The sequence below is a fragment of the uncultured Eudoraea sp. genome (assembly GCF_947260015.1).
Classification (GTDB): Bacteria; Bacteroidota; Bacteroidia; order Flavobacteriales; family Flavobacteriaceae; genus Eudoraea.
The window spans coordinates 48,807-62,989 of the sequence record NZ_CAMYOM010000027.1 but is presented as its reverse complement, the minus strand read 5'-3'; the positions used below and the strand labels follow the sequence as shown (position 1 = coordinate 62,989).

11 protein-coding genes and 1 pseudogene are annotated in these 14,183 nt (G+C 38.1%); 7 read left to right on the top strand and 5 right to left on the bottom strand.

Features of this window, described 5'->3' with window-relative positions:
* The 5 genes and pseudogenes from Q0X66_RS11515 to cls form a co-directional block, all read left to right on the top strand.
* Positions 1 to 1,139, top strand: a pseudogene (locus tag Q0X66_RS11515) (phosphoesterase); the annotation flags it as partial.
* A 170-nt stretch (positions 1,140 to 1,309) separates the two neighbouring features.
* Positions 1,310 to 1,927 carry a hypothetical protein gene (locus Q0X66_RS11510; RefSeq protein ID WP_297706483.1) on the top strand — a complete coding sequence of 206 codons (618 nt, stop codon included), beginning with the start codon at positions 1,310 to 1,312 and terminating at the stop codon, positions 1,925 to 1,927.
* Positions 1,928 to 2,206: 279 nt separating this feature from the next.
* The gene (locus tag Q0X66_RS11505) at positions 2,207 to 3,712 is read left to right on the top strand and encodes an arylsulfatase (protein ID WP_297706481.1); all 1,506 of its coding nucleotides are present in this window, start codon (positions 2,207 to 2,209) and stop codon (positions 3,710 to 3,712) included.
* Between the two features lie 184 nt (positions 3,713 to 3,896).
* Positions 3,897 to 4,931: an HAD family hydrolase gene (locus tag Q0X66_RS11500; protein WP_297706479.1), complete on the top strand. Its 1,035-nt coding sequence runs from the start codon at positions 3,897 to 3,899 to the stop codon at positions 4,929 to 4,931.
* A gap of 17 nt (positions 4,932 to 4,948) precedes the next feature.
* Positions 4,949 to 6,379, top strand: coding sequence for a cardiolipin synthase (cls, locus tag Q0X66_RS11495; protein WP_297706477.1), 1,431 nt, complete (start codon positions 4,949 to 4,951; stop codon positions 6,377 to 6,379).
* A gap of 134 nt (positions 6,380 to 6,513) precedes the next feature.
* Here the strand turns inward: cls and Q0X66_RS11490 are convergent, their stop codons facing one another.
* From Q0X66_RS11490 to Q0X66_RS11470, 5 genes are all read right to left on the bottom strand, one after another.
* Positions 6,514 to 7,065, bottom strand: coding sequence for a lipid-binding SYLF domain-containing protein (locus tag Q0X66_RS11490; protein ID WP_297706475.1), 552 nt, complete (start codon positions 7,063 to 7,065; stop codon positions 6,514 to 6,516).
* Positions 7,066 to 7,309: 244 nt separating this feature from the next.
* Positions 7,310 to 7,981, bottom strand: coding sequence for a hypothetical protein (locus Q0X66_RS11485; RefSeq protein ID WP_297706473.1), 672 nt, complete (start codon positions 7,979 to 7,981; stop codon positions 7,310 to 7,312).
* Between the two features lie 39 nt (positions 7,982 to 8,020).
* Positions 8,021 to 9,049: a trypsin-like peptidase domain-containing protein gene (locus Q0X66_RS11480; protein WP_297706471.1), complete on the bottom strand. Its 1,029-nt coding sequence runs from the start codon at positions 9,047 to 9,049 to the stop codon at positions 8,021 to 8,023.
* A 126-nt stretch (positions 9,050 to 9,175) separates the two neighbouring features.
* Positions 9,176 to 9,814 carry a hypothetical protein gene (locus Q0X66_RS11475; RefSeq protein ID WP_297706469.1) on the bottom strand — a complete coding sequence of 213 codons (639 nt, stop codon included), beginning with the start codon at positions 9,812 to 9,814 and terminating at the stop codon, positions 9,176 to 9,178.
* 96 nt (positions 9,815 to 9,910) lie between these two features.
* Complete coding sequence (locus tag Q0X66_RS11470; RefSeq protein ID WP_297706467.1) at positions 9,911 to 10,135, bottom strand: hypothetical protein; 225 nt, start codon at positions 10,133 to 10,135, stop codon at positions 9,911 to 9,913.
* Positions 10,136 to 10,728: 593 nt separating this feature from the next.
* Between Q0X66_RS11470 and Q0X66_RS11465 the strand changes: the two genes are divergently transcribed.
* Both Q0X66_RS11465 and Q0X66_RS11460 read left to right on the top strand, forming a co-directional pair.
* Complete coding sequence (locus Q0X66_RS11465; RefSeq protein WP_297706465.1) at positions 10,729 to 13,059, top strand: TolC family protein; 2,331 nt, start codon at positions 10,729 to 10,731, stop codon at positions 13,057 to 13,059.
* A gap of 27 nt (positions 13,060 to 13,086) precedes the next feature.
* The gene (locus Q0X66_RS11460) at positions 13,087 to 14,166 is read left to right on the top strand and encodes an efflux RND transporter periplasmic adaptor subunit (RefSeq protein ID WP_297706463.1); all 1,080 of its coding nucleotides are present in this window, start codon (positions 13,087 to 13,089) and stop codon (positions 14,164 to 14,166) included.
* Positions 14,167 to 14,183: the final 17 nt, after the last annotated feature.

Below are 14,183 nucleotides of genomic sequence, written 5' to 3'. Positions count from 1 at the left end.
AAAGGGGGAAACAGCATATCAGGGATGATTATGAGAATAATAATTATGACTATAGGAAACCGAAATATAATGTTAACGCAGTATTGCCATTAATAGGGTTTAACCCGGATGACGGTCTAAAGCTGGGCATAATTGCGGGGCATACTACCTATGGTTTTGAGCGAAATCCGTTTACCTCCACCAATAGGATCGCGGCTGCCTTATATACATCTACAGGGGGTTTTGATATTCGTTATCAGGGAGAGTTCGCTCATGTGGTCGGCAAATGGAATCTTGCCATTAATGGTGAGTTAACCAGCCCTAATTACAGCATAAACTTTTTTGGCTTTGGTAATTCAGCCCCGAATCCCAACGTTGAAGACGAAGATACTTTTAACCTGAATTACAATCGCGTTAAACTTGGTACATTGGGCGGATTTGCCGGGTTGGTATGGCATGGAGAAAATAATGGGGAATTTAGTGTAGGGTTAAATTATAAATCCTATGAGCTGGAAGAGACTCAGGGGAGGTATATCAATTTATTCTCGGATTTTATCTCTCAGGAAGAGCGGAATAGTTTTATCGGTGCCGAAGCCGTTTACGGATACACAAATAGTGATAACCCCGCTTTTCCAACCCTGGGAATGGAGTTTGAATTAAAAACCGGAATTACCTCTAACCTGGATAATTCAGATACTTTTGGGTATTTGATACCAACGCTTGGTTTTGCCTACAAAATATCTCAGAATGGTCAATTGGTTTTAGCTACAAAGTCTAAGGCACATCTTATTTTTGGTGATGATTTTGAGTTTTATCAGGCCGCCAGTATAGGTGGTAACGATGGCTTACGTGGCTATAGGAATCAACGTTTTACAGGAAAATCATCTTTTTATCAGACTTCAGATCTGCGCTTTAATTTTAAAAGGTTCAAAACAGGAATAATACCGGTTGAAGTAGGTATTTTTGGTGGTTTTGATATAGGTAGAATCTGGGTGGATGACGATCTGGTGGTTGACCCTTCCTTTAATCGAAATATCTGGAATACCTCTTATGGAGGTGGATTTTTTGTAAACGGAACAGATTTGATCACTGCTAACATAGGGCTATTTGGGTCAGACGACGGGATGAGATTTTATTTTGGATTTATTTTGGGACTATAGTCCAGATCTGATCTGAATATACTAGTTGTTCCTTGCAATTAGATAGTATATTTTTAGTAGCTTGAACCCCTTAAATAATTAATGTATTAATTACTCCAATTGTTATGAATAAAAATCTTACCCTATTAGTATTACTTGCTTTATCCTTTGTATTCCAAAACTGCGGCAGTGTGAAGGTTCGGGACTCCTGGACAGCTGAAGAAGCGACTATTGCTAAATTCAAAGAAAAGAATATTTTTGTTTTAGCAAGAACGGCAGATAACACGGCCAGAATAGCTTTTGAAGAAGCACTAGCCAACGAGTTAAGGGCGCAAGGCTATAAGGCCACTGAAAGTTTTAAAAAATTTCCAAAAATTTATACTAATAAAGAAATTACGGAAGAAAGAATAGCTTTTGTGGAAAGCATCCTGGATAGTGAAGGGTACAATGGAATTGTTATTGTTGCAGTAAAGGATCAGGAGAGTACCACCACAACTTCCAGCAGCGGAGTTTACATGGGTGTATCAGGAGGTTACGGATACCCCGGTTATTATGGCGGATTTAATAGTTATTACAGGACTCCTTATGCATATGGTTCTTACTATGATTCATTTGGAGGCTATATTCCCACTTCTACATCTACCAGTACTTCTACAACTTATATTTTAGAGACCGTATTTTATAATCTTGATGAGCCCGAGGAAAATCAATTAGTATCCGTGGTAACATCAGAATTAGATGATCCCAAGGAAGCATATAAAACTGCCCAAAAATATGTGGAAACTATGGTAAAAGCCTTCGAGAAGTAGCTCTGGCCTGCCATTTTTGAAGCCTCTGCTTTTGGGGTAAGAAGATTTTAGCAAAAAATTTGAATGCTGGTCGAAGCGGTATCCAATGTACATCAAATCTTTTACCTTACTAAGAAGCAGGACCTTTTGTGTATTTAATATGTTTGGGATACCATTAAAAAAGTATTAAATGTTACAAAAACCAACAGGTTTCATTATATAGTTATTATACTTTCTATTATCTTTAAAACCACAAAATCCCCTCCCACTATAATATATTAAACTAAAAAATTAAAACTTATGAAAAAACAAATTTACGTACTGCTTTTTATGGCATTTACTGCTATTAGTTTTGCACAGAAAAAGCCTAATATCCTGGTAATTTGGGGTGATGATATTGGCTATTCCAATATCAGTATCAACAGCCAGGGTATGATGGGCTATCAAACGCCCAATATAGATCGTATAGGTAAGGAAGGGGCTGTTTTTACTGATTGGTATGCACAGCAATCCTGTACGGCCGGAAGGGCTGCTTTTATTTTAGGACAGCATCCTTTTAGGACGGGTTTGTTAACCATTGGTATGCCAGGGGGCGATCAGGGGATAAAGGATAACCAGCCTACCATAGCTGAATTATTGAAAAACCAGGGGTATACCTCGGGGCAGTTCGGTAAAAACCATTTAGGAGATCGTGACGAAATGTTACCAACCAACCATGGGTTTGACGAATTTTTTGGAAACCTGTATCACTTAAATGCGGAAGAAGAGCCAGAAGGGTACTATTATCCAAAAGACCCTGCCTTTATTAAAGAGTTTGGCCCCAGAGGGGTATTGCATTCCTATGCGGATGGCAAAATAGAGGATACCGGCCCAATGACCCGAAAAAGAATGGAGACTGCAGATGATGAGTTTACTGATGCCGCCATATCCTTTATAGAAAGAGCTCACAATGCAGGGAAACCATTCTTTGTTTGGCTGAGTGCCACCCGGATGCATGTTTGGACGCATCTAAAGGAAGAGAGTGTAGGGGTAACAGGCATAGGCCTTTATCCTGATGGGATGGTAGAACACGATAAAACCGTTGGTCGTGTTTTGGCCAAGCTTGAAGAATTAAAAATAATCGACAATACGATTATCATGTACTCCACCGATAATGGTGCGGAAAAGTTCACCTGGCCTGATGGCGGGACTACACCTTTTGCAGGGGAGAAGGGAACTACCTGGGAAGGGGGCTTTAGAGTACCTTGTGTAATTCGCTGGCCCGGTGTGATTAAACCCGGAACAATTTCCAATGATATCTATTCGCATGAAGATATGATGCCTACCTTATTGGCAGCGGCGGGAGTACCGGATGTAAAGGAACGATTATTGAAAGGGTATGAGGCTAACGGTAAGAATTTTAAGGTGCATTTAGATGGTTACAACCAAATGCCCTTTTGGAAGGGGGAAGTCAAAGAAAGTCCAAGGAAGGAAATATTCTACTTTGAACAAAGTGGAAATCTAAATGCAGTACGCTATAATAACTGGAAATTGCATTTTGCTTATAACGAAGGCGCCATTAATGAGGCATTTAGGGTGCAACCCGCCTGGCCTTTGGTGATTAACCTTAGAGCGGATCCTTATGAGGTGTCTTGGAAAGCGTCGATGTATACAAGATGGTATGCCGAAAATATGTTTCTATTCGTGCCTGCACAGACTTATGTAGCAGAATTTCTTGCCTCCTTTAAAGAATTCCCCCCTGTATCTGGTAGTTCTCTTGGTATAGATAAGGTGGTAAAAACGTTAGGTTCAAGACCTCAGAATTAAGACTATAGAATGAACATGGAATATATGTTTAATTCCGGTGTTTAAAAATAGAATACTCGGAGTGGACAGCTTAAATTTTAAAACCCTGTATATTAAGTCTTACTTGAGTATAGGGTTTTTTAATTTTTGAATTAATGCAATATCACATGCGTGATAGGTTATAATCTATAAAAATCAATTTAATATGAAAACAATACGCACTTTTTTTATTCTTTTATTGATCTCAGGCTTTTTTATAAACTGCAAGCAGGCTGCACCTTCAGAAACTACGACTGCAACTGAGGTTAAAGAAGACCCTTTACCTTCCTGGAATGAGGGCGCCACCAAGAATGCAATCATGGCATTTGTAAATAAGGTAACAGACCCCTCCAGTATTGATTTTGTAGAAATAAAAGATCGTATTGCCACTTTTGACAATGATGGCAACCTCTGGTCTGAACAACCAATCTATTTTCAATTGGAATTTGCTTTAGATCGCATTAAGGAAACCGCAGATCAACACCCGGAGTGGAGTAGCAAACAACCCTTTAAAGGAGTTTTGGAAGATGATATGGATGAAGTTCTGAAAACAGGGATGCATGGACTAATGGAGTTGGTCATGGCCAGTCATTCCGGAATGACAGCTGAAGAATTTGACGCTATCGTAACCAATTGGCTGTCAACTGCCAAGCATCCCAGGTTTAATCAACCCTATAATGAATTGATCTATCAACCTATGTTGGAACTTTTGGACTATCTCAGAGCAAACGACTTTCAGACATTTATTGTTTCTGGAGGCGGGATAGAGTTTATGCGGGCATGGGCCACAGAGGCCTATAATATCCCTTCAAATCAGATTGTGGGAAGTAGCATAAAAACAAAATTTGAGTACAATGATGGTAAGGCTGTCATCAGACGGTTACCTGAAATTGATTTTGTGGATGATAACGTGGGAAAACCTGTTGGTATTCATAAGCATATAGGGAAAAAACCCATCTTTGCCTCCGGGAATTCCGATGGAGACCTCCAAATGTTGCAGTATACAGATTCTAATGAAAAGCTAAGTTTTCAACTCTATTTGCATCATACCGATGCCGACAGGGAATGGGCATATGACAGGGATTCTCATATTGGAAAATTAGACAAGGGATTGGACGAGGCTAATGAAAAAGGCTGGACAGTTATAAATATGAAAAATGACTGGAAGGTTATTTATCCATTCCAACTTATAAAGAATTAGCCTTAAAATTCAATGCTATGAAATGGGTGCTTATAATAGCAATTTTGGAAGCTACCCTAACTATCACGTCCTTATATTTATTAATTAAAGATGGCAGTAAACCAGAACGTATCTGGGCTTGGATTTTGGTTATCGTCTTTATTCCATTTATTGGCGCATTATTATTTTTCTTTTTTGGGATCAACCTTCGAAGACAAAAGATGTTTGATTTAAAAAAGGAAATCGATTACGCCCAATTTGAGAAATTCGTTACAAAGTATTCCACAGAAGCGGAACAAAGTATATCAAAAAGACACGATGTAACCTCTTCTTATATCCACCTCATTCGATTACTTACGAGAGTTAATAGCTCTATTATTTCATTCAACAATAAAGTACGGATTCTCAACGATGGACCTGAAACATTCAAGGCTATTTTTGAATCATGTGAAAAGGCCGAAAGATATATTCACCTGCAATACTATATTTTCATCGATGGTGAACTTGCTGATAGATTTGAACGACTATTTGAAAGAAAAATAAAGGAAGGTGTTGAGGTAAGACTTATTTATGATGCAGTTGGCAGCTGGGATTTATCAAATAAGATGATAAATAGATTCAGTGAAATTGGAGTCAAAATTTTTCCATTTATGCCGGTTCGTTTTGGTAGGTTGGCAAGAGTAAATTACAGAAGTCATCGGAAGATATTAATCGTGGATGGTTTAGTTGGTTTTACCGGGGGTATTAATGTGGATGACAAATACATCAAAGATGATGAACAGTTGGGTCACTGGTCTGATACCCATTTGAAAATAGAGGGGATGAGTGTAAACTTCCTGCATTTTGTATTTCTTTCTGATTGGCTTTTTGTCACCAGGGAAAATTTAATTAAACCAGAGATGTTTAAATTGATGGATCCAATTGGGGATGTACAAATCGTCTCTAGCGGTCCCGATACGGATTACCCAAATATTCTTCAACAATACTTATATATTTTATATCAGGCTAAGAAATATGTTTACATTGTAAATCCATACTTAATTCCCGATACAACACTTTCAATGGCTATTAAGACAGTCGCCTTAAGCGGTATAGATGTGCGGATAATAGTTCCCGGAAATTCTGAGTCAGTCATGATTCATTGGGCAGTAAAATCCTATTTTAGCAGGTTCCTCAACGCAGGGGTTAAAATTTATTTGTTCCAGGAAGGTTTTGTACATTCAAAGGTAATTATATCTGATGATTCCGTTTGTTCAATTGGAACTGCCAATTTGGACGTGCGGAGTTTGGAACAGAATTTTGAAGTGAACGCCCTGATTTATAGCAAGGAAGAAACAATCACTATGAAAAAGCAATTCTCGGTATTTCAAAAAAACAGTAAGCAGCTGACCCTTGAAGAACATAAAGCAAGGCCTAATATAGATAGGGTTAAGGAAAAACTGGCAAGATTAAGCAGTCCCTTGATGTAGAGAATCATGTCTCCTTTTTAAATCATATAGGCTTCTGAAAAGTAAAAGACACCATAACATCTGGCTTATATAATCTAACTTTAATAAGAAAGGCCCGGATATCCGGGCCTTTAAATTATATAGTTAACTTTGTTTTACTGCACTGGATCAAACGAAAAATGTTGGCCGCCTACAGAGGCTTCAGCCATTAGCCCGCCTTCTACCATTGTAAATACGGCAACACCACCCTGATAAGAAAAATCAGCAGAAGCACCAGCTGTAATTGCTGTTGCAGAAGCCTGTGCATTAAACTTTAATTTGCCGCTTTTGAAACGGTCAAAAGCTTCTTGATTTTCAAAGAAAATCACCTCAGCGTATTGTTGTCCACCGGCCTGCAGACCAAAGGATGCCTGTCCAAGTTTTGAAGAAGCCACTATTTGCTTGCCTTTATATACTAGCCCTTTGCCACCTGCGCCTCCAATGACTAATCCTGCTTTGGTTATTTTTGGATAAATTGCATAACCATATGACTTATCCTTAAAGGTTTGTAATTTGCCTACCTTTTGAATCATTTCTGCCAACTTTTCGTTGCTATCTTTTTCCAAATCAACATTCCAGCCAGCTATCTGGGCATTAGAACTAAATGAGAAAGCAAAGCCCATGAGGAGTAATAAAAAAGATGTCTTTTTTAAATAGTTTGTGTTCATATTATAATTATTAAGTGTTTAAATTATTTAGGTATATTTTTTCTAAACCTGGGGATATGATGTATAATCAACAACACCAAAGTATTGTGATTATGGGATAAGATAAAACATTGAAAAAGATACAAAAAAGAAGCTAAATAACACCCCTATATATTGTTTTATTTCGATTTATAGTATCTCAATTATTGTGCCAAAGACATCCTAACAGACTAATTGAGGAATATCAAAAGAATTGATCAAAAGACTACTTAATTTTAAAACCTTTAGCAACAGAATTTGCATAAGCAGTTGCTACGCTTGGTGAATCGTCAGGATTTTCAATAGAAGCCGTAACCCATGCCACGAGTTGTTTTCCATCTTCAAGCTCCAGGTCATAGACCACAGTTTCGAGAATATATAGTTTGGAGGTTATTGTTGACCCGGATGTATCACGCCTAACCTGATCTGCCGAATATGATCCAGGGATATAAAAATAATTATAAAAGCCACCATATGCGGTTGGATAACCCATTCCACCATAAAATACTGTAGTTTCATATTTCTCGGCGCCTACCTCACGGCTCTGTTCCTGATAATCCTTTAAGGCAGTAAGGACTACGCCATTATATCCATTTTTTTCCAAAATGGATTGGATTTGCTGTTTTTGTTCTTCTGTAATCTTGGCCACAGGATTAAAATCGGGAAATTGACTATAGCTGGATATGGCATTGTACCCTGCCGCTACAAATTTTTTGGTAAGTGCGTTTTCATACGCCATCCTGATATCCTTATCTGCAGTTCTGCCAATAACCAGAATTTTTTTATTCTGCATGCTACCTGCTGTTTCAGCTTCCCAGGATTTAATGACTTTAAAACTTGAGCAACTGGTCAAAACCAATGCAATAAGCAGTAAAATAAAAGGTGATATCTTTTTCATATTTTTTATTGAACGGCTAATATATACAATATATGGCAATTAATTCTCCTTGGTAAATTCTGCCTTGCCGATTTTTCCGTTTCTTAGAACAGTCATGGTAATGACCTCCCCTTTTTGAGCTTCAGCTATTATCTTTCTGATTTTGAAAATGGAGTTGATATCTTTAATGGTTATGCCAGCCAATTCCAGAATAATATCCCCTCCAATTGTAAGTTCTGTTTCTTCAATTTTGGCTGAAATAGTACCAGCCTTCAGACCCAATGCACTTGCCGATCCTTTAGAGGACAAACTTGTAATCAACAAGCCTGATTCCTGAGGAAGATTAAGTGCCTTTGCCAGATCTCCGTCCAGTAATATTGATTCCATACCGCCCCAGATACTAGGCTCCTGCATTAGTAATTTATTAGCCACATTCGATGACATCGCAAAACCAATTCCCTCAAACCCACCAGAGTTACTATAGATTCTGCTTGCAATACCTATAACTTCACCTCTCATATTAAACATAGGACCCCCGGAGTTCCCCGGGTTGATAGAAGCATCCGTTTGCAGAAATTCAATCTTTACAAAATCATTACTTAAATGTATTGGTGTAAATCTACCACTTAGTATTCCTCTTGAGAGCGATTGTTTAAAACCATGAGGGGCGCCCAGAACAAAGACATCTTCGCCTACAGATACCCTATCGGAATCTCCAATGGGGGCAACTTTTTTGTTCTTCAGCTTAAAATCTCCTTTTATTTTTACAAGGGCAACATCAGCTTGGGCTACAGAACTTAGTACTGTTCCTTCGTATATGTCACCATCAAGAAATTCAATTTGAACCTCTTCCGCAGTTTGTACCACATGAGCAGCAGTCCATATAAGACCTTCTTCAGCTATTAATACTCCGGAACCCTGAGATTCCTCGGTGACTACCTGAATATATTCCCCTTCACTTTCCCGGGAAACATTAATGATATCTATAACTACTACCGAGGAATTAATATCCTTATATAAGTCCGCAAGTTTTTGCGCGTTTGTGATAAGAGAAATTAATAACGTAAGTGCTAAAACTATTTTTTTCATTTAAACTTTTATTAAGAAGGCATAGCTAAGATCATAACTCATACTAAATTTTCCATTGTGCTGACTATAAGGACATGTCCAATTTATGGATCTAAGATATAGTTTCTTTTGTTTCCGGAGCTTTACTTATGGATTAATACTTTGGTCAATTAAGGCATCCGCAAGCTCCTTCGAATACTGCGCTATAGCTTCTTTAATATCTGTGGGGTTTTTCAATTTAAATCTGCCAACCCACTGTAAATTGTCCTTTTGAGCTACAGTTATATCGTACAAACAACTTTCTACGGTATAATCCACCCCTGTTTCTATTTGATCAGGTTCCCAGGAAGTAGCAGGGTAATAGTTATAATACTGCCCAAACCTGCCATATTGAGGTGCTTGATATTCCAAATTACTGCCTCCCCGAATAACATCTTTGTATTGTTCCCTGTTTATTACATTGGTAATTAATACACCAGAGAAACCTGCATCAAGTAATTGAGAAATTAAGGTTTCAATTTCCTCATCCGACATTTCTTCGGAGAAGTTTTCGGTTTTAATAACATCTACAGAAGATTCAGCTTTTACTCCCCGAAGCCCGAGTTCATTTACAACCAATCCCTCGGCTCTAATTCGGGCAATTTTATCTTTTGTACGTGCTACTACCAATATTTTATCGTATTTTTTTTTGATGTTACTTACGTTCGTGGATTCCCGCAAATAGGAATTCCCGCAGTCTGCAAGTAAAAGAGTAAAAAACCAGAGTATGATATAGTTCTTAATCATAAGTATCAGAATTACTTTTTTTGGGAATTTAAAATTAGACTTATTCGAGAACTTAACCAATTTATAAACTCAATCACCTCTTATTGAAGTAGTTCGCTATTTTTTGGGTAAAACACTATAAAGTTCAGTTGATTTTTTTCTACCTCTTAATACAAATTCTCCTACGTGTTCAATGATATAATTAGGTAGATTCTTAACCTTTTCCATAGCCTCTTGGGATAACAGTATTGGTTTATCGAATTTCTTACATTGTTCCTGAATTCTGGCTGCGACATTAATAGATGAGGCTAGCCAGAATTGTCGGATTACTAATGAATTCATAAAAAGTGAAATCACGCATTAAATTAGTTGATGTCAAAACAGTGTAAAATAGATACAAATCATTAAGACTAAATGAATCATCAAAGATTGAAGTAAATAGGCCCGAAATGAAATATGAAATAGAGAAAACTTTTCATAGAGATATTGCAGAGTACCAAATACCAGCCCCGCTATAATTACTAAACTTAATTGTATGAGAAGAAATATAGCTGGTGTTACCGAAAGGTTCCAAATTTCAGTGTTGCTAACAGAAGTTAATCCTTTTATCAACTTCCAGATAAAAACACCTATAAGCTACCAAGGATAAAAGCTGATACGTTCTTGGTCCATTTGCTATTCATAAAACACCATTTTTATTCCTAGGTGAAATTACAGTTTTATACTATTAGTTCGATCCTAAAATACTCTTTCATTTGTAATTTGAGTACTAAATATTGTTCCGTTTCAATGAGATTTAGTTCTATGTATCAATAATTTATAGAATGGTTTACTAATGAATTATTACCGCTTATGGTCCAATGTGGGTCAAAAAAAATTATATTTACAGAGTTGGAATGACTAAAAAGTCATCAGAAAAGAAATTACTGTTGAACATGAGAAAATTTGTTTTAGCCTGCTTGTTGGCTGTCCCTTTTATAGTTTTATCACAGGAAAAGAAAACGTATAATATCGGGATATTAGTTGACCTGGAACAACCTGAATTAATTCCCATTCTCGAAGAACTTCAAAATGAAATTTCAGATGTAGTAGGAGAAGACGCAATAATTCGATACCCGGAAGGCTCCTTATTGTCTAATGGTTTTGATTTGGAAAAGGCAGCCAATAACTATCAAACTTTACTAGCTTCTGAAGTAGATATTATTCTGGCCTTTGGGATAGTTAACAATGAACTTATAATTAAGCAGGAATCATTTCCAAAACCAACCATTTTATTCGGAACAGTAAATAATGATTTCGTCGAAATAAAGCAAGAAAACCAGGCATCAGGGATTCCTAATTTTACCTATCTGATTGCCTCCCGATCATACAGAGATGATCTGGCGACCTTTAAAGAACTGACCAGTTTTAAAAAAATTGGTATCCTGATACAACAGCCATTTATGGATGTTTATCCCTTTGCTACGTTCTTTGATAAGGAGATGGAGCAGTTAGCGACTACCTATAAGCTTATTACCTATATGAACTATGAGGACATAGCTCCAAATCTACAGGATATCGATGCACTATATATCGCCGAGGCCTTTTATCTGACAGACGGTGAGGTTAAGAAATTGGCAGAAGATTGTATACGACTTGGGCTTCCGTCTTTTACCAGTGGAAGTGTTGATGACATCAGATTGGGTATCCTGGCTACCAATCAGGGAAAAGGAAACATTACCCGATTTTTCCGAAGAATAGCCTTGACCGTGGAAGCGTATATTGACGGTCAGAATCTCGCCGACCTTCCTATATATATGAGCTTTGAACCCAATCTCACCTTAAACTATAATACGGCGGAGAAAATAGGCCTTCCCATCAAAATGAGCCTTATATCGAGAACGGATTTCATTGGGGACTTCAATGAAAAAGTCTCCGAAAGGAAATATAACCTGCTCGAAGTTATGAATGATGTATTGGCCAACAACCTGGCGTTGCAAACAAGCCAGAAAGAAGTAGAACTCAGTGAAAAAGACTTACAAACGGCATGGACCAATTATATTCCGAATATTACTGCTGATGCCGGGGCGACTTATATAGATCCTGATCTTGCAGAAATATCTCAAGGTTTAAACCCCGAGTATTCTACCGACGGAACCATAACCTTATCTCAGACCCTCTTCTCAGCAGAAGCCAATACCAGCATTAATACTCAAAAGGACCTTTTGGCATCTCAGCAGGAGTTGTATAACGCTGATCAACTCGATGCCATTTTTGAAGCTTCAAACGCTTATTTTAATGCGTTAATATTTAAATCGAATTTGCAAATTACTGCCACAAACTTAGACCTCACTAAGAAGAACCTGGAAATTGCAGAAGAAAATTTTGAAGCCGGCCTTAAAGGTAAAACAGATGTCTTGCGATTTAGATCTGAGTTAGCAAACGATATGCAATCCATGATTGAATCTGCCAATGCTTTGGAGCAGGCTTTTTATGAATTGAACCGTGTCTTGAACAATCCGATTGAATACAATATAGATGTGGATGAGGCTGAGCTCGAGAAAGGCTTGTTTGAACGATACAACTATATTCAATTAAGGGAGCTGTTGGATGATCCTACCCTTAGAAGGCCATTTATTAATTTCCTTGTAGAAGAGGCAAAAAATAATGCTCCTGAAATAAAGTCTCTGGACTACAATATCTCGGCAACCGGAAGACGTATAAAACTAAATTCTGCAGGACGTCTGTTGCCCACTTTGGCTTTACAGGGACAGTACAATCACAATTTTAATCAATGGGGTGTCGGTGTTAACCCTAACTTTGTAGTGGATAATTACAGGGTTGGTCTCAATCTGGCTATTCCGCTTGTAGATCAGAACAGAAAGAATGTCAATCGCCAAATTGCTATGATTCAAAAAGAGCAACTCGACTTAAGTAAGAGCGATACCAATCTGGCCATTGAAACTAACGTAAACAATGCTGTGGTGAGCCTGGTCAATCAAGTCTCCAATATAGAACTTTCCAGGATATCGGAAATCTCGGCAAAAGAGGCACTGGAACTTACACAAACCTCATATTCAGAAGGCGCTGTAACCATAGTACAGCTTCTCGACGCACAGAATAACTATTTAAATACAAGTCTGGCGAGGGCTACAGCTGTGTATAATTACTTATTATCCAGCTTTCAGTTAGAGCGGTTTATAGGCTATTATTTTTTGTTACACAGCCGTGCACAGAATGATGAATTTATAAACAGGTTTACACAATACCTGGAAAACAACAACTAAAAAAGGCAGATAAACAATAATACATTTATGAAACGTAAAGGTTTAATAATATTGACAGTAACATTACTTTCATTGAGTTCCTGCAAAGAAAAAGTAGTGGAGCCGGCTCCTGTCCGCCCCGTAATTTATCAGGAAGTGGGGTATTTGGGAGGCGATGACCAGCGTACTTTTAGTGGAACGGCGAAAACAGAAAGGGTAATTAACCTGAGTTTTCGGAGCAGTGGTATTATTACATTATTTAATCTAAAAATTGGGCAATTGGTTAAAAAAGGAGACCTCCTTGCTAAGTTAGACAATGTGCAGGCAAGGCTGAACTATGAATCGGCTATTTCTGCACAAAACAGTGCTGCATCAGAAATGAATACGGCCAAACTCAGTCTCCAACGTACAAAAGTGCTTTATGAGAAAGGAAGTTTATCCTTGAGCGAATACGAAAGTGCCAAAAATGCTTATAAAACCGCCCAGGCCAGTTTTGAATCGGCCAAACGCAAGGTTGGTATAGAAGCAGAACAGATTAAATTCGGTTTTTTATACGCCCCGGAAGACGGAATAATCGCGGCGGTAAATGCCGAAATTGAAGAAAATGTTAGTCCGGGTCAGAATATTGCGGTCTTAAATGCGGGTACCGAGATGGAAATATCGCTGGGCCTGCCGGAGAGTATTATTAATCGGGTAAATCAGGGAATGGAGGTTATAATAGAATTTCCGGTTTTAACGGATGCCAGGTTTTCTGGCGTAGTGACGGAAGTTTCACCCTCTGTGGATATCAACACAGCGACCTATCCGGTGCGTATAGTTGTTAAGATTCCTTCTACTGAGATCAGGTCAGGAATGGCAGCTAATATAACCTTCCAATTCGAGGCAGACAAAAACCAACCAAAGCAGTTGGTAGTACCCCCTATATCGGTTGGTGAAGACGGGAATGGAAGATTTGTTTTTCTTATAAAGGAAGAAGCCGATAAAACCACTGTCCATAAGCAGTATATTAAAGTAGGGGCTCTTTCATCAGAGGGATTTGCCATAATGGATGGCCTTTCTTTAGGAGATAAGATCGCAACAGCGGGTTTACAAACCTTATTGCATGGGCAGGAAGTTCGTTTGCAATAGGTTGTTCAGCATAAGAA

Bases quoted from the DNA above. Each gene is read 5' to 3' on its own strand.
- Q0X66_RS11505 (WP_297706481.1), top strand. From the start codon at position 2,207: ATGAAAAAACAAATTTACGTACTGCTTTTTATGGCATTTACTGCTATT.
- Q0X66_RS11500 (WP_297706479.1), top strand. From the start codon at position 3,897: ATGAAAACAATACGCACTTTTTTTATTCTTTTATTGATCTCAGGCTTT.
- cls (WP_297706477.1), top strand. From the start codon at position 4,949: ATGAAATGGGTGCTTATAATAGCAATTTTGGAAGCTACCCTAACTATC.
- Q0X66_RS11490 (WP_297706475.1), bottom strand. From the start codon at position 7,065: ATGAACACAAACTATTTAAAAAAGACATCTTTTTTATTACTCCTCATG.
- Q0X66_RS11485 (WP_297706473.1), bottom strand. From the start codon at position 7,981: ATGAAAAAGATATCACCTTTTATTTTACTGCTTATTGCATTGGTTTTG.
- Q0X66_RS11480 (WP_297706471.1), bottom strand. From the start codon at position 9,049: ATGAAAAAAATAGTTTTAGCACTTACGTTATTAATTTCTCTTATCACA.
- Q0X66_RS11475 (WP_297706469.1), bottom strand. From the start codon at position 9,814: ATGATTAAGAACTATATCATACTCTGGTTTTTTACTCTTTTACTTGCA.
- Q0X66_RS11470 (WP_297706467.1), bottom strand. From the start codon at position 10,135: ATGAATTCATTAGTAATCCGACAATTCTGGCTAGCCTCATCTATTAAT.
- Q0X66_RS11465 (WP_297706465.1), top strand. From the start codon at position 10,729: ATGAGAAAATTTGTTTTAGCCTGCTTGTTGGCTGTCCCTTTTATAGTT.
- Q0X66_RS11460 (WP_297706463.1), top strand. From the start codon at position 13,087: ATGAAACGTAAAGGTTTAATAATATTGACAGTAACATTACTTTCATTG.